Annotated in this window: 13 protein-coding genes and 1 pseudogene; 5 read left to right on the forward strand and 9 right to left on the reverse strand. The window is 57.8% G+C overall.

Annotated elements, in window-relative coordinates; genetic code table 11:
• Nucleotides 1–59: 59 nt before the first annotated feature.
• The 3 genes from OUO20_RS12505 to OUO20_RS12515 are packed head-to-tail and all read right to left on the reverse strand — an operon-like array spanning nt 60 to nt 3,155.
• Nucleotides 60–980, reverse strand: a complete 921-nt coding sequence (locus OUO20_RS12505; protein ID WP_268001850.1) for a glycosyltransferase family 2 protein — start codon at nt 978–980, stop codon at nt 60–62.
• Complete coding sequence (locus OUO20_RS12510; protein WP_268001851.1) at nt 980–2,191, reverse strand: glycosyltransferase; 1,212 nt, start codon at nt 2,189–2,191, stop codon at nt 980–982. The genes OUO20_RS12505 and OUO20_RS12510 overlap by 1 nt, the downstream gene beginning before the upstream one ends.
• A complete protein-coding gene (locus tag OUO20_RS12515) occupies nt 2,181–3,155 on the reverse strand; it encodes an NAD-dependent epimerase/dehydratase family protein (RefSeq protein ID WP_268001852.1) in 975 nt (324 codons plus the stop codon). The genes OUO20_RS12510 and OUO20_RS12515 overlap by 11 nt, the downstream gene beginning before the upstream one ends.
• Nucleotides 3,156–3,534: 379 nt before the next feature.
• Between OUO20_RS12515 and OUO20_RS12520 the strand changes: the two genes are divergently transcribed.
• From OUO20_RS12520 to OUO20_RS12540, 5 genes and pseudogenes are all read left to right on the forward strand, one after another.
• Nucleotides 3,535–4,977, forward strand: a complete 1,443-nt coding sequence (locus tag OUO20_RS12520; protein WP_268001853.1) for a sugar transferase — start codon at nt 3,535–3,537, stop codon at nt 4,975–4,977.
• 60 nt (nt 4,978–5,037) lie between these two features.
• A pseudogene (locus tag OUO20_RS12525) lies at nt 5,038–6,349 on the forward strand (UDP-glucose dehydrogenase family protein).
• A gap of 53 nt (nt 6,350–6,402) precedes the next feature.
• On the forward strand, nt 6,403–8,229 hold the full coding sequence (locus tag OUO20_RS12530; protein ID WP_268001854.1) for a DUF4012 domain-containing protein: 1,827 nt from the start codon (nt 6,403–6,405) through the stop codon (nt 8,227–8,229).
• 171 nt (nt 8,230–8,400) lie between these two features.
• Nucleotides 8,401–9,000 (forward strand): LPXTG cell wall anchor domain-containing protein, encoded by a 600-nt coding sequence (locus OUO20_RS12535; RefSeq protein ID WP_268001855.1) that lies wholly within the window; start codon nt 8,401–8,403, stop codon nt 8,998–9,000.
• Between the two features lie 244 nt (nt 9,001–9,244).
• Nucleotides 9,245–9,703 carry a VanZ family protein gene (locus tag OUO20_RS12540; RefSeq protein WP_268001856.1) on the forward strand — a complete coding sequence of 153 codons (459 nt, stop codon included), beginning with the start codon at nt 9,245–9,247 and terminating at the stop codon, nt 9,701–9,703.
• Nucleotides 9,704–9,713: 10 nt separating this feature from the next.
• Here OUO20_RS12540 and galU read toward each other — a convergent pair whose 3' ends face one another.
• The 6 genes from galU to OUO20_RS12570 form a co-directional block, all read right to left on the reverse strand.
• On the reverse strand, nt 9,714–10,604 hold the full coding sequence (gene galU, locus OUO20_RS12545) for a UTP--glucose-1-phosphate uridylyltransferase GalU (protein WP_134164035.1): 891 nt from the start codon (nt 10,602–10,604) through the stop codon (nt 9,714–9,716).
• A gap of 116 nt (nt 10,605–10,720) precedes the next feature.
• Complete coding sequence (locus OUO20_RS12550) at nt 10,721–11,623, reverse strand: nucleotidyltransferase family protein (RefSeq protein ID WP_268001857.1); 903 nt, start codon at nt 11,621–11,623, stop codon at nt 10,721–10,723.
• Nucleotides 11,624–11,630: 7 nt separating this feature from the next.
• Nucleotides 11,631–13,169 (reverse strand): polysaccharide biosynthesis tyrosine autokinase, encoded by a 1,539-nt coding sequence (locus OUO20_RS12555; protein WP_268001858.1) that lies wholly within the window; start codon nt 13,167–13,169, stop codon nt 11,631–11,633.
• 46 nt (nt 13,170–13,215) lie between these two features.
• Nucleotides 13,216–14,436, reverse strand: coding sequence for a hypothetical protein (locus OUO20_RS12560; RefSeq protein WP_268001859.1), 1,221 nt, complete (start codon nt 14,434–14,436; stop codon nt 13,216–13,218).
• A 4-nt stretch (nt 14,437–14,440) separates the two neighbouring features.
• Complete coding sequence (locus OUO20_RS12565; protein WP_268001860.1) at nt 14,441–14,722, reverse strand: PqqD family protein; 282 nt, start codon at nt 14,720–14,722, stop codon at nt 14,441–14,443.
• Nucleotides 14,719–15,279 carry a hypothetical protein gene (locus OUO20_RS12570; protein ID WP_268001861.1) on the reverse strand — a complete coding sequence of 187 codons (561 nt, stop codon included), beginning with the start codon at nt 15,277–15,279 and terminating at the stop codon, nt 14,719–14,721. Before OUO20_RS12570 ends, OUO20_RS12565 begins: the two co-directional genes overlap by 4 nt.
• Nucleotides 15,280–15,466: the final 187 nt, after the last annotated feature.

The raw sequence follows: 15,466 nt of genomic DNA on the forward strand, positions 1-15,466 counted from the left end.
ACCTATCCCGGTATTTCCCCGAGCCATACCGCTAGAAGCCACTTGCACCATAAAGATTCCTACAATTCAGAGTAGAGGGGCAGTTGAGGCTGTACGCGCCCTCGATTGATTACTGCAATACACGAAGAGAGGATTCCCTTAAGATGTTTGCTCTTAGGTGAGCGAGTCGCCGGAACGAAAAGTATTCGGAGTGCGAGAGCAGCAAGAATAATGAGGGTATTTAACAGGCGCGGACTCCCCAGCTTGTCCAAGTATTTTGCCGCCGAATATGTGGCAACCGGAAGCACGGCATCTATATATTTGCCGCTACTCACGGAGTGTGAATGGGTAACTCCGCTTGCGGTTACGCAGCGCTGTCTCGCACCAGTGCGTATGGCACGAGAAACAAAATCAGCATCTTCGTATGTGAAGACAAGGTCCGGATCGAACCCAGCATTCAATTCAAAGGTTCTTCGTGATATCGCAACGCAACTGAATGATCGGTATGAATTTGAATCCGCATGAAGATGTTTTTCATGAACAGGCAACACTTTGCCGAGAAGAGAAACCTGCAAGAAGACTTGCAAACGTTGAGGAATGCGCCGAATTCTATCAATGTCGAAGTAGACGATCTCATTCACGACCCCTTGAGTTTCTAGCGTCCCCATGATCGCTGCCCTGAACAGGTCCACTTCCAAGTTGATATCATCATTTACAATCAACAGCCAATCCCATGTTTCTGAGGTTGCTGCTCCGATCGAGACAGAGTGCCCGAAACCTCTGTTGCTGCCGTCAGTTGCGACTGAAACATCGAGTGACCGTAAGTGAGCTGTGAGACTCCGCGAGTTAGAGATAACAAGGCAAGAAATAGGCTCAATGCTATTCAATTTATCTTGGAGTTCTATAACGGCGTCATAGCCAGCACCCCCAATACTCGGTATTACTGCCAAGACGTCGGGACCATGAGCTTTGTTGTTTAGAGTGTCTTTGCTTTTTTCCATCAGGGTTCCACTCCTGCGATAGGATAGATCCGGCTTAGCGTGCCATGCAAAGAAAATTCCTTCACGGCACGGTCTCGAGCTCCGTCCGACAAGAATTGGCGATAATCAGAATCATTAAGCAACCGCTCAAGCGCAGCTTGAAAACTCCCCGTCTCCTCAATTCGTGCAATGAGGCCAGTCTCTCCGTCCTTCACAACGGCTCGGCATCCTGGCTGATCGGAAGCAATTGCAACGACGCCACAGGCTGCGGCTTCAATTAGACTCCTCGGTGTACCCTCAGGATGTGTGGAAGGAAGCACATAAATGTCGGCTCCCCTATAGGTGCCCAGCATATCGTCTGATTCGCCCAGATATTCGATGATTTTTTCGGCTTGCCAAGCCTTCAGTTCCTCATCAGTGACACTTGAGTTGACGCCCGTGTCTGGTTTACCAACAACTACAAACTTAGCAAGACCTTTAGGCGTATCGCGCGCCAAATCGATAAACTCGTAAATTCCCTTTTCGCGGAACAACCGCGCAGCAAACAACACAACTGGCAAAGGTCGCTCATACGTCTCCGGAGGCGTCCAAGTGTTTGTGTCTATTCCTGTGCCGGCGACTACGTGGCTACGGGCAGCGGCAGCCAGTCGTTCCGCAACGAAGCGATCCCGGTCTGATTCCAGTTGGAAGAGCGAATGCACGTTAGGGAATCTAGCCGATATCCCGAGACCCCTCCTGACGACACCCGTGGCTCCGGAGGAAGCCGAATCGGCAGTGAGGGCGCGGCCCGCACCTGTTATGACTCTGATGAACCTAGTCTGCGGCAACAACAAGGCTGCGGGCCAGCCCAGAGAATACGCCGCCGTAGCAACCAGAAAGACCCCATGAGGCCTAAGCTGCAGCAACAAGAGCAATAGCTTAGACGCCGTCTTTGCAGCTTCCTGGACCGAAACAGATTCGCGGCCGAAATGCAGCGGGATGAACTGAAACCCTAAGGCTCGGATTGCTGCGGAATGCCCGGTGTCCTGGGCGATAACAATTATTCCCCCACCAGATGCGGCAAGTGCGGTTGCCCAACTCGCTCGATGGGTAAGGAAGAATCGGTCGTTGTTGACCACAAAGACAAATTTCTTCTTGGTTCGGTAATTACGGCCGAACTGAACTGCGGCAGCACTGTCAGCTGTTCCTAGCGGGACGCCAGTTCCCTTGAGAGTGGCGCTTTCATCGTGCAATTGGGGACTTCCTGTCAGACGCTAAGAGACCACTCATCCACTCATATTCAGAACGGAGGCCTTCGTCGATTCCGATCAGCGGCTGCCATCCCAACAATTTTCTTGCAAGGTCGGTACTACCTCCCGTTCGAAAGACGTCACCGGCCACCTTTTGGAGATACTCAACGTTTAGGTTCTTGCCTGAGATATCGGCGATCTTGGATAAAACTTCGTTTACCGTGACCGATGAACCGCCCGACAAATTGATTACCGAGCCGGCCGGAGGACGTTGTTGCCACGCACGGATATTCGCTTCTACGATGTCTGACACGTGAGTGAACTCTCGGATCTGGGTTCCATCGCCATAAACTGGTATTGGCGCATCATTTATCGCGGCTTTAATGAACTTATTAAAAGCCATGTCTGGCCGTTGACCAGGACCGTACACAGTGAAGTAACGCAACGAGACCGTGGGAACGCCAAAGTTCTTCCCATACAGAGTAGTTAGATGCTCGGCGGCAAGCTTCGTTACCCCGTACGGGCTCATCGGCATCGGCCGATCCAGCTCCGAAGTAGGATAGCTCTCTGCGTCTCCGTACACTGATGAAGAAGATGCATAGACAAACGCCTCAAGGCATTCTAGTCCGCTTGCAGCCTCCAGAAGCCTTTGCGTGACCAGTACGTTTTGGGTCGCATAAAGCCCGAACTCTTCTCCCCACGACTTCCTGACGCCCGGCTGACCGGCCTGATGGAATATGGCAGAGGCGCCGGACAAGACTGGCGAGAGCTCGATGGTGGCTAAGTCGCCTTCGATGAAGTCAAAACGGTCGTTTTGCAGCCCGTGGAGATTTCGTAATTTATTCTCAACAGGGTAGTAGTCAGTAAGCGAATCAATTCCGACCACGTCGATATCACCAAGCTTTAGCAAGGTCTTGGCAAGATTGCTTCCGATGAAGCCTGCCACCCCAGTAACTACAACTTTCATTTTTCCCCCTATGTATGATGCGCAGAACTGGGACGTTCATGGCATCCGAGACCAAGACTTGTGGCGAGAAGGGGGCCGGCTGCGCCCCGATCAGTCCATGGGCCAAGCTCTTGACGTCCGCCGGGAAATCCCCGGCGCTCCAAGAGTGTGTGATGGCGTTCGCACTCACCAGCGAGAGCCTGCTTCGGCGACTCGTCACACATATTGTGACGGACGGGTCATTCGCGCACAAACCATGTTAGAAATCTGTGACTGATGCCACTCGGCCAGCCTAGGTATCGGCGCCTGGATTAAGCGTCGCCTAGCGGTAATTTACGCAAAGGCAACTTAGGGCAGCTAGTATGCGGGTGATATAGATGTGGAAGAGGGGCCGGGGGACATGGCATCAAACAGGCGCGATTGGCGTGCTCGCTACAGATTCCGGCTCGGTATCGTAGACGCTTGCGTAGTGGTATGGGCGGTACTAGGGGCCTACGCAGTGCGCTTTGGATTTTCCGATCTAAGCGATGGCAGTTTGCGAGATACCGATTACCTTGTACTTTCAGCCGGCCTTGCCCTTGCATGGTGGACAATGCTCACCATCTGGGGTTCGCGCGAGTATAAGATCCTGGGATCTGGTTCCGAAGAGTACAAGAGGGTCTTGGCGGCTTCTGTTTGGCTGTTCGGCTGCGTGGCTGTCGTGTCATATGCCACTCGCATAGATACCGCCCGAGGTTTTGTCGGGCTCGCATTTCCCGCAGGGGTGGCAGGGCTCATAGTGGCGCGCTGGCTGGTGCGTCAACACTTGGCACTTGAACGTCGCCGCGGAGAGAGCTGTTCCCGAGTTCTGATTATCGGAGGTCCGCATTCGGCGGAGCATTTGGCCAAGTCCCTGAAGAGTGCTCCGGCGGCAGGATATCTACCCGTAGCTGCACACGTTCCAGGATACGCATTCAGCGGCAGCGCAACCCGCGATCTGTCCCTCCCCATACTGGGTCAAGAATCGGATTTCGATTCAATCCTTGGCGCTATCAAGGCGGCCCGCGTTGATGCGGTAGCCGTTTCCGCCGGCGTCAACTTGCATCCCACTGACTTGCGCCGCCTGGGATGGGAATTGGCCGCCCAAGACATTGGAATGATCCTTGCTCCGGCACTTACAGACATTGCGGGGCCGCGAATTCATACCCAGCCTGTGGCGGGATTGCCACTAATACACGTATCAACACCTAAGCTGACCGGCGGGAAGAAAGTTGCCAAGAGAACTTTTGACATAACCATCTCTGGTGCTCTATTGATATGCCTATCGCCCTTGTTCGTGGTTGTTGCTGCGCTGGTGTATCTAACAGATCGAGGACCAATTTTTTACCGGCAAGAGAGAATTGGTCTGCGCGGTTCAACGTTTAGCATGCTCAAGTTCAGATCGATGCGAGTAAATGCTGACGCGGAACTTTCCGACCTTCTTCGCGCGCAGGGATCCGCCAACAAACCACTGTTTAAAGTAGACAATGATCCACGAATTACTTCTGTCGGTAAAGTGATTCGTAAATATTCTCTCGACGAACTGCCTCAACTCCTCAACGTCCTAAACGGCAGCATGAGTCTCGTGGGGCCCAGGCCCCAACGTGAACGCGAAGTTGCTCTTTACGACGATGCGGCACACCGCAGGCTATATGTCAGCCCAGGTATGAGCGGTCTATGGCAGGTAAGTGGCCGGTCGAATCTCACTTGGGAAGAGAGCATTCGTCTGGATCTCTATTATGTAGAGAACTGGTCCCTAATGGGCGACATCATCATCCTTTTCAAGACTTTCAAGGCAGTGTTCAAAAGCACCGGTGCGGTCTGACCACCTCCGGCTAAATCTATGGCGGAAAATCCGCCAATCCTGGTACTGGGAAGGCAAAAAATGCGCATTTCGGTTATCGGCTGTGGTTATCTCGGGGCGGTGCATGCAGCATGCATGGCTAAACTCGGGCACGAAGTCGTTGGCATCGATGTGGACCAAAGAAAAATCTCTGAGCTTTCTGAGGCACGGGCTCCTTTTTACGAACCCGGACTGGAGGACCTCCTCAAGGAAGTACAGTCGACCGGAAGACTGTCATTCACAACTGACATGTCGGCTGCACAAGGAAGTGAAGTGCACTTCATCTGTGTGGGCACCCCCCAAAAAAGGGAGAAAACGGTGCCGATCTGACTTATGTTGATGCGGCCACGATGGCACTCGTCGCGCACCTTTCTCCGGGCGACGTCGTCGTAGGTAAGTCGACGGTACCGGTCGGCACAGCTGAGAGACTCGCGCGAATAGTCTGCGAAGCGGAACCTACTGCCCATTTGATGTGGAACCCAGAATTCCTCCGTGAAGGGCACGCCGTTTCGGACACGCTTCACCCTGACCGGCTCGTATATGGCGTCAATGGTGGTTCTGAAGATAATAATGCCGTGCAGGTACTGGATCGTGTCTACGCCGTTCCACTCGAAGCGGGGACACCAAGGATTGTTGCAGACCTTCCCACAGCTGAACTGGTAAAAACCGCTGCCAACTCTTTCTTGGCAACCAAGATTTCCTTCATTAATGCTATGGCTGAGTTGTGCGATGCCGCTGGCGCTGACGTAACCCTACTAGCTGATGCCATCGGTATGGACGACAGGATAGGACGAAAGTTCCTCAACGCCGGAATCGGGTTCGGTGGAGGCTGCCTCCCAAAGGACATACGGGCCTTCATGGCCCGGGCGGGGAACTCGGCGCTGACCAGGCACTGACTTTCCTTAGAGAAGTTGACGCTATCAACATGCGGCGAAGGACCCGGGTAGTGGAACTCACTCGGGAACTGCTCGGTGGGTCACTTATGGGACAACGAATCACGGTCTTAGGGGCCGCGTTCAAGCCGGAAAGCGACGACGTCCGTGATTCGCCGGCACTAAGCATAGCTGCCCAATTACAATTGCAGGGCGCGGTCGTGACAGTTACAGATCCGGAAGCCCTCTCCAATGCTGCCCGACGTTTCCCGGAGCTGCACTATGAAGAGTCCACCAATGATGCCTTGCATCGAGCAGACGCACTCCTCCTGCTGACCGAATGGCGGGAATACCGTGACCTCGATCCGTACGAAGCGGCGGCTCTGGTCTCAACTCCCAGAATTCTTGACGGCAGGAATATTCTGGATGCCAGCAAGTGGCGAGCCGCCGGATGGTCGTATCGTGGACTCGGCCGCCCCTGACAATGGTTGACAAATATCCTCAACAGGCGCTGTCGACTGATCAACCTGCAGATTTGGCCCAACGCGCCAGACAGGGAAAACAAGGAAGGCTGCTCAGAGTTGCATTTTCACTTCTTATTCTCTGTGCGCTTGTTGGTGCTGGAGCGGCTTGGCTAGCCTTCAAAGCCGCCGCAATAAGAACGGATCTGGAAACGGCAACGTCCCTGGTCCCCCAGTTAAAGGAAGAAATCCTAGCCTCAAATGCAGCAGCGGCAACGAGCACGCTCTCCAAAATTCGAGACCACACTGCTGCCGCTCGTCATTCAGCGGAAGATCCACTTTGGACGCTTACATCGGGATTACCGTGGCTGGGTCCGAACCTCAGCGCAATTGCCCAGGTCGCCAATTCGGCTGACGATGTTGCGAGGCTGGGTTTGACCCCACTGGTCAGCGTGTACGACTCCCTCGACTGGGAGACCCTAATGCCCAGTACCTCAGGCACTAATTTAGAGCCTCTAAAAGCCGCAGCTCCAAGTGTTAAAGCCTCGGCCTACGCAGTGCGTGCAAGCTGGGAGAGACTGGAAAGAATTGACACCTCCGAACTGCTGCAGCAAGTCGCAAGCCCCTTGCTGCAAGCTAGCGGGGAACTCAAACAGGCAACTTCTGCGCTTGAGTCTGCCGCCGATGCGGCTAGTGTCGCTCCCGGAATGTTGGGTGTGGATGGCCCGAGGAACTATCTGCTTATCATTCAGAATAATGCTGAAGCCCGGGCATCTGGCGGCATACCTGGCGCCCTTGCGGTCCTAGGACTTGATAAGGGCAAGCTCTCTCTTGGCGCCCAAAGCAGCGCAAACGATATCGGAATAATGTCCCCCTCCTTGCCAGTAGACACCCAACAGCAAGAGATATATTCAGCGCGGCTTGGCAAATACATGCAGGATGTTAATCTGACTCCAGACTTCCCCACGGCCGCCAGCACTGCCCAAGCAATGTGGGAAAGGAAAACGGGACAGCGGGTCGATGGTGTCCTCTCCATCGACCCTGTGGTCCTGAGTTACATCCTGCAGGCAACGGGCCCAGTTCAGGTCAATGGGCCTGAACTTGCAGCTGTGAAAGCGGCAGGGCTTCCAACCGAACTGACCGGAAGCAATGTTGTGCAGACTTTGTTATCAGACGTGTACGCCAAAATCCAGCAACCAAAGTTGCAAGACGCCTATTTCGCGGGCGTGGCCCAAGAAGTCTTTTCCGCCCTCTCGAGCGGGAAGGGAGAAGCCAAGGGAATCATCAACGGGATGATCCGTGGCACTGAAGAAGGTCGTGTCCTAGCATGGTCCTCCAACGGCGCTGAGCAGTCTGTAATTTCAAAATACCCTCTGAGCGGTTCTATCTCTGGACCAAGCGTGGCTCCCGCTCAGTTTGGGGTTTATTTCAACGACGGCACTGGAGCCAAGATGGACTACTACGTGAAGCGCACTGTTCAGCTCGTGAAGGAATGCCCGGCGGACGGCTACGAACAGACAACCATTCGCATCATTAGTAGCAACACAGCCGCTGGGGATGCGGCCACGTCGCTGCCCGCCTACGTGACTGGAGGAGGTGTCTTCGGGGTAAGGCCAGGGACGATACAGACGAACATCGTGGTATACGGGCCTGTCCAAGCAAACGTCGAATCAGCCAGCGTGGACGGCCAAAAGACACCCTTTGCGCCGTACCTGCACGCGAATAGGCCCGTGGGCGTTGTTGCTCAGCAGCTGGCACCCGGAGAAAGCAAGACCGTTGAGTTCACTTTCGGGAAAATAGTTCAGCACTCCGAACCTGACTTGGTTGTCACACCCAGTGTGCAGTCTGTAAAGGACGTTGTCCTGCCCACGCAGAATGAGTCTTGCGCGCAAGGACAGTGACAGTGGCGTTAACACTATGTAAACCGACTTGATTGAGCTTGGTGACTGCTGGTTGAGGATGGTACCGTCTTTCTTGGGATATCTATCCGTAGTTCTGCACACGGTCTCGTGCAGAGGGGACATTTCCCCTAAATCGGGTATCAAAAACTTAAACGTCTCCGGGGGACACTCATGAAGAAGACTTTCGCTGCACTCGCGCTTGCGGGCTCCATCGCACTCATTGGCTCGGCTCCTGCCATGGCCGCAACCTACCCTGCTCTTCCGCCTCAGGCAGCCGTTTCTGACGGTGTCGTTGGCCCGGGCGAATCCTTCATCTTCCGCGGCCAGGGCTTCCGTGCTGGCGAGCCACTGATCATCCGCGTTACGCCCGGCCAGGCTCCCGCTTCCAACGGCGCTGGCGTTGGTAACCGTGCGGTTGCCGCCCGCATCGCCGTCGTCACCGAGGCTCAGAACCTGTCAGCTACTGCAGACGCCCAGGGCGCTGTCGCACTCCCGATCGCGATCAGCGAAGCCGGGACCTACTCCATCACCGCTACCGGCACCCAGTCCGGTGTCACCGTCGGGCCCGTAACGGTTACCGTGGCAGCTTCACTGGCCAACACCGGCGGTAACGCCGCCGGTGCTCCGCTGGCTAACACCGGCGGCCTCGCCAACACCGGCGCCGACTCCGGCCTGATCCTTTGGACCCTGGTGGGCGCGGGCGCACTGGCCGCCGGTGCGACCTCCGTTGTGGTGGTTCGCCGCCGCGCCAAGGCAGAGGTTGCTGCCTAACAACAACAGCTCTTAGCACCAATGAAGGTGGGTGCTTCTCCAGAAACGGAGAAGCACCCACTTTTGCTTTGTGTGGTATCTATTTGAACTATGGGGAGACATTGGCGCAGAGCACCACGCGAATACGACTTTTCTGTTCCACTCCCCCGGCCACAGGTACTGGGCTACGCCCTCCTCGTACTTCTCGCGGCCTGTGCCCTAGCCACAGCTGCCTTTGCCCTTCTACGGACGTCCTGAGGCTTTTTTGAAGCACCTCTACAACCACAGGCTGTGGCAGCTAATCCTCGCGGCCATGGCGGTGCCTTTGGCGCTTGTCGCATTTTGGCCAACACCCGTAGACCAACCAGTCTCAGGGCAGCTAGCCTTTGTGTTGGATTTCCTCCACCACCACGGCATTCCCCGCTGGTTCAATTACAAATTTATCGAGGCCGCCGCCAACGTCGTCCTATTCGTACCGGTCGGTTTTGTGAGTGCACTCGCATTTCCGGAAAAACGTTGGTGGCAGATCGGGGCATTTGGATTGCTGGTTTCGGGCTGCATCGAGCTGGGCCAGCTCATGTTTCTTCACGACCGCTTTGCAAGCCCGTCAGACATCGTGACAAACACGTCAGGAGCTGTCATGGGAGGCCTCCTGGCAGCCTTGGCGGCCAAAACACGCAGGAGGCCCGCCGCCTTCCGGCAACGGGCCTCCAAAAAGCGATAGAGAGTCGGGCCTAGCCGACGAAGTTCTTCATCCAGGTCTTCAGGTCCTCGCCGAACTCCACGCGCTCGGATGCGAGGGTGATCACGGCCTTGAGGTAGCTGAGCTTGTCGCCGGTGTCGTAACGGCGGCCCTTGAAGACCACGCCGTAAACGCCGGAGCCCTCGCCCTCGCCGGCGGCAAGGGTCTGCAGGGCGTCTGTCAACTGGATCTCGTTGCCGCGGCCCGGTTCGGTGTTCTCAAGAACCCCGAACACAGAGTGGTGCAGCACGTAGCGTCCGATCACGGCTAGGTTGGACGGAGCTTCGCCGACGGCCGGCTTCTCCACCAGGCTGTTGACGCGCACGTAGTCCTCGCCGTCCACGGCAGTGATGTCTGCGCAGCCGTAGGCACTGATCTGCGACGGATCAACCTCGATCAAAGCGATCACAGAACCACCGGTCTTCTGCTGCACCTCCATCATGGTGCTCAGGAGGGTCTCAGCCTCGTCGATGAGGTCGTCACCAAGCAGGACAGCGAACGGCTCGTCGCCCACGTGCTGCTGGGCGCACAGCACGGCGTGGCCCAGACCCTTGGCCTCGCCCTGGCGGACATAGTGGATGGGGCCCAGGTTGGAGGCGTACTCCACCAGACCCAGCTTGTCCTTGTCCCCCTTGGCCTCGAGCGCGGCCTCCAGGCCCGGCTCGCGGTCAAAGTGGTCCTCCAGGGCGCGCTTGTTGCGGCCCGTGATCATCAGCAGGTCCGTGAGGCCTGCGTCAATCGCTTCCTCCACCACATACTGGATGGCCGGGCGATCAACCACCGGCAGCATTTCCTTCGGCATTGCCTTGGTGGCGGGCAGGAAGCGTGTCCCCAATCCGGCAGCAGGAATGACGGCTTTGGTAATAGCTTTCCCCTTAGTCATAGCTGAACCTTAACAAATTTGGTGTGCTAATCGGCAATCGGATGCGGAATCGGAAGGCCCAAACACCAGCCAACTAGGGGAATTTGCCACGATGCATAGTCTCACCCATGGCAACCTCAGGGGAGGTGACGAAGGTCGCGGACAAGGCGCGGAACTGCACGAAGAAACCTGGCCCACCGGTCACGATACTGAGCCAGTCGTCCTGGAAGCGACATGTCAGCGTAGATGTTCCGGCTGAGGAGAACCTCTGTTTGCGGGAAGACACCCCGCCACAGAATCTTCGGCCGATCACGCCATGGAGCCTGCGTAATAGCAATCAGCCGTGCGCTCCCAGGCTCCTGCGCCATGAGTCGGTTGCGCCACTCCAAAGTGGGCTCCGGCCATGCAGGGGTTATTGATTCGGGGAGAAGACCTTCAAGGAAGGGCCGGACGGCGGCCAGGGCGCCCGTGGCTGTAGCGAGCTCCAAGAGCGCCTGCGACTGGGATTCCAGCCGCGTGAACTCGGCAAGGTACTCAAGCTCTTGGCGGCATGCAGCCACGCCGGGTGATCTCAAGGCGTGTAGGGCCACAAACAAGGTCCCAAGCTCTCTTACCGGGACCTTCAACTGCTGTCCTGCAAGTTCGATCGTATGGGTGTTCTCCCACATGGACTCGAAGCAGTCCCTGTGGGGTTTTTCCATCCCCGGAAAATGGAAATGAATGTCGATACAGCAAGGCCATTCCGTATGATGGACCGTGATCGAGTGCTTCGGTGAAGTCATACTGTCCGGATCGACGGGGCGTTTACGCCAGCCCCGATCGGAAACAGCCTGCAGCAATTCATCCAGCTTGGAGGGATCCACAAAAACGTCCACGTCCGCCGATATTTTGGCTTGACGCAGCCCCTGCATGACGCTGACTGGTCCTTTGATAAAGAAGACCCGTATTCCCAAACTGTCCGCCAACCGCGCCACGAGGGCGTGGCCGAGGAGCACGCCCTCCGGGATGCTTAGTTGGGTTTGGTGTCCGGTGAACGTCATGGGACCCCTAGATCCTGGTCCTGCGGCTGCCAGGGACGGCTTCCAGCACGTCGCTGGTATCGGCGCCCAGCCTGCCGGCTACGGGCTCAGTTCCCGCAGACGGCGGGATGGGCGCCGAGGAATATGTTCCGTAGTAGGAGTAGGCGTCCCTTCCCTTGATGGGAACGTAGTTGAGAACGGCTCCCAGGACGCGCCCCTTGACCTTCTCAAGGTTCCCCAGGGACTGGTCCAACTGCTCTTGGGTGGTCCTGCCGGTCCGAATCACCACAATGGCACCGTCGGCCACGCGGGAGAGGACAGCAGCATCCGTCACCGGAAGAAGCGGCGGTGCATCGATCAGGACAACAGCGTCCTTGGCCAGGGTGCTGAGCATGTTCTTCATGGCCCGGGAGCCCAGCAGCTCGCTGGGATTCGGCGGGATGCGGCCTGATCCCAGGACTGAGAGGTTGGGCAGCGCACCCCAGGGCTGGAGGACATCGGCGAGCTGGGCGGTGCCCGTGAGCACATCGGTTACCCCAACTCCGGGAACAAGATTGAAGACGTCCACCAGCGTGGGCCGGCGGAGGTCGCCGTCGACCACTACTACGTTTTCACCTGCTGCCGCCATGGTGACCGCCAAGTTGGCCGTCACCGTTGACTTGCCCTCTGCCTGCATTGAGCTGGTGACCACGATGATCCGTGGTGGCTGGTCCACGTCCAGGAAACTGAGGTTGGTGCGCAGCTCGCGGAGAGCCTCGGCCATGGCGCCGCCGGCGTCATGGAACTGCGCGGCGGTGCCGGCGTCCACAATGGTGCTCTTCCCATCCAGGCGGTGGTCCACAGGGAGGGTGCCAATCACAGGAACGCCGAACAGCCGTTCAATGTCCGCAGCCTTCTGGATGCGCCGGTCCAGGTGCCGGCGTATCAGCGCGTAAGCCACGCCAAGGGCCAAGCCAACGAAGGCGCCAAGCGCCAGGTTGAGCCTGGTGTTGGGTGATGTGGGGCTGGTGGGGAGCACGGCTTTGCCCAGCGGGAGAACGCGGACAGCCGTCTCTGCACTCGGTGACGACCCGGATGCGCCGGCGGAGGGCGCCGTCTCGATAGCCTCCACCTGGGCGGCCAGTCCGTTGACCCAGGCATCCGCCACCCGCTGCGCAGTTGCCGGATCCGTGGACTGTGCGGTCACCCTGATCTCGGCCGTGTCCAGCGGTACCTTGACACTGATGCTGCCGAGGAGGGCATCGGCAGTTGTCTTCAGGTCCAGGGCCTGGATGACCCGGTCCGCGACGAGCCGCGATTTTGCCACGGATTCGTAATTCTTGACCTTGGCCTTGGCCAGGCTGTCGCCGGCCAGTGCCAGGCTCACGTTGTCCGAGCCCGGCGTGACCACGATGCCGCTGGAATCGGAGGAGTAGATCTTTGGCTGCAGGACGGTCCATCCCGCAGCTGCCAGGGTGGCCAGCAGGGTGAAGGCGACAATGGCTTTCCAGTACACCCTCAGGATGTTCAGGTAGTCCGCCAGGTCCAGGCCCGGAGACACTTCCGGGGGCGTGGTTGTTGTACTCATGATGATTCCTCAGATTCAGGTCTTTGTACGCGCCTTGCAGGCGGTCTTACTTTTCGCCGCGCTCCAATACCGACTTGGCGATGAGGTGTTCTACGGCTGTTGCGACGGCGGCCCGGTAACCTTCGGGTTCGCCGTGCACCTTCCCTACGTGGTCCATCACGTCGTCCAGCCCTACCGGCCCGGCGCAGGCTTCCCAGACCGCGGGTCCGATACCGGTCAGGCGCACTATCTCGTTGTCCAGCATGACCAGCAGCTCGGCGCCGATTTTCACAGCGTCTTTTGGGGTCCTGCGTCTGATCCTGCCGGCCGGAATGGGTCCTCGTCTGGCAACTTCTTCTGTGGCGGGTTCCCACGCCGATTTCGAGGTTGCCTGCAGCCGGAACAGGGGCTCCAGGACGGCCGGCAGGTCCGCGGCCTCCGAATAGGTCACCTGCCACACTCCCCCGACACTCTCGATGAGGCGGCACAGCGATTGCAGCGGATCCACGAATTCTGCCTGCGAGGACGATTCAGGGATGAGCGCGAGCAGGGCCTCGGCCAGTGGCACCCGTTCCAGCGCTGGAGCCACCGGATTCGCCCCCTGGACGCGGTTCAAGAGCACGATGCACTGGATGAAGGGCATGGCCGGGGCTGGCTGCAAACCAAACTCGTCCGGCCCTATCTGGCGCTTGGATGCAGAGGCTTCCTGCTTGACCGATAAAGGCTTGGGGTAGGGGACCACGGAGCCGTCCCAGGCGACGGCTACTGTCTCGTCCGTGACGTAGCCGTAGGTCCTGGCGAGCACGGAAGCTGCGGTGGTCTTCCCTGTCCCGGATTTGGCCACCAGCGCCACCACGGCCCCCGTGCCCGGATCAGCAACCCCGCAGGCGTGGAGCATGGTCAGTTCACCGGCATTGGCCAGAATCGCCGACACCGTGAGCCGTGACGTGAGGTTCTCAGCAAGCTCCTCAAAGGACGCGGTTCCAATATGGAAGGTGCCGTCCCCGTACTTCATGGAGGCGCAGGTGACTGAGGCCGTGAACTGACTAACTCCGGTGGGTTCCATTGGCTCCGGCGGCAGCAGGGGCTCAGGGCTGCTGCTGATGCACCGCGCCCAGGCCAAGCTCATTGTTGCCCGCTGCTGCCACGTGACCGCAGGGCCCCAGCGGACCACAAACCGCTGCCCCAAGACCTTCAGGCACAGCAGGTCCCCGCCCCTTGCCAACTCCTCGAACAGGCGCTGCTGCCACGCCGACTGTGCGCTCCCCGAGAGCCCCGCGGACGTCATGCCGTTAGTGGGAAACGCCGCGGGCAGCCTCGATCAGGCGCTGCGCTTCGAGGCTCGCCAGGAAGCCTTCCACCTGCGCCTGCATCTGTCCTGACTGGTCCTCGAAGGTGGCTTCCAGCTCAGCGAAGATGTCCTGCTCGCTGCGCTGGCCATCGATGAGGTCCCAGATGACGGCGGCCGGACCCTCCAACACCACCGGCTGGATTGCATCGAGGTGCAGCAGGGCGACGCGGGCACGCGGTTGGGTGCAGACCTGGGCGACGTGGCGGGAGTGGTGCCAGATCACGGGAACGTGACAGTCAGTGTGGAAACCACCGACGGGACGATTCCGCTGACCGAAAGCGTAGCCGTGTACGTGTACTGACCTGATTTGTTAGGCCTTGTGTAGGTAAATCCGTTCAGAACAACACTGAGTGTTTGATTGCCCTGGGCGGCAGTCAGAGTTCCACTAAAGGTAGCTGACTTGTCGCCTTGCTTGATAGTAACTGGAGAGCCCGTGCCAGCTGCTGACGAAACTGAGGAAATATTCACCAACGCATTCTGCTCGGTCTTATCAGCCTTGATCGCAATTGTGTAGGAGAGGGAACCTCCGGCAAAAGCAGTTCCGGTTTGGACAGCAAAGCTCGTCGGCGCCTGAATCGCGAGTGAGCCTAAGGGACCTGTCGCAGTTTTTGGCCCAACTAGCCCCCATGTGACCGACGAGGACACGGTTGGCCCTGGTGATGCCGCGGCAGCCGGAGCCGCGATGGCCGTGGCGATAACGGGAAGCGACCAGGCAACGCCCGCGACTACCCTGCGACGGCTGAAACCGTTCTCTTCCTTACCATCGACATCAGCGTTCAAAACCTCAGACAATTGTGCCCCCAGAATAAGTTTCCAGATGGGGCTGCCTACTTGAGACCGGCAGCGCGCATCAACCGAATTTTGTCCGGCTGCGCCTACTCTTGCGAACGCGAATTAATATTTCTGCAATTGCCTTGCAAGGTTTAATCAAGAATTCTGCAAGCCTCTTGATCATCCCCACGGACTC

It is taken from the genome of Arthrobacter sp. FX8, assembly GCF_026723805.1.
Lineage (GTDB): Bacteria > Actinomycetota > Actinomycetes > Actinomycetales > Micrococcaceae > Arthrobacter.

Coding starts and splice junctions, on each gene's coding strand:
- OUO20_RS12505 (WP_268001850.1), bottom strand. CDS start 980: ATGGAAAAAAGCAAAGACACTCTAAACAACAAAGCTCATGGTCCCGAC.
- OUO20_RS12515 (WP_268001852.1), bottom strand. CDS start 3,155: ATGAAAGTTGTAGTTACTGGGGTGGCAGGCTTCATCGGAAGCAATCTT.
- OUO20_RS12520 (WP_268001853.1), top strand. CDS start 3,535: ATGGCATCAAACAGGCGCGATTGGCGTGCTCGCTACAGATTCCGGCTC.
- OUO20_RS12535 (WP_268001855.1), top strand. CDS start 8,401: ATGAAGAAGACTTTCGCTGCACTCGCGCTTGCGGGCTCCATCGCACTC.
- galU (WP_134164035.1), bottom strand. CDS start 10,604: ATGACTAAGGGGAAAGCTATTACCAAAGCCGTCATTCCTGCTGCCGGA.
- OUO20_RS12550 (WP_268001857.1), bottom strand. CDS start 11,623: ATGACGTTCACCGGACACCAAACCCAACTAAGCATCCCGGAGGGCGTG.
- OUO20_RS12555 (WP_268001858.1), bottom strand. CDS start 13,169: ATGAGTACAACAACCACGCCCCCGGAAGTGTCTCCGGGCCTGGACCTG.
- OUO20_RS12560 (WP_268001859.1), bottom strand. CDS start 14,436: ATGACGTCCGCGGGGCTCTCGGGGAGCGCACAGTCGGCGTGGCAGCAG.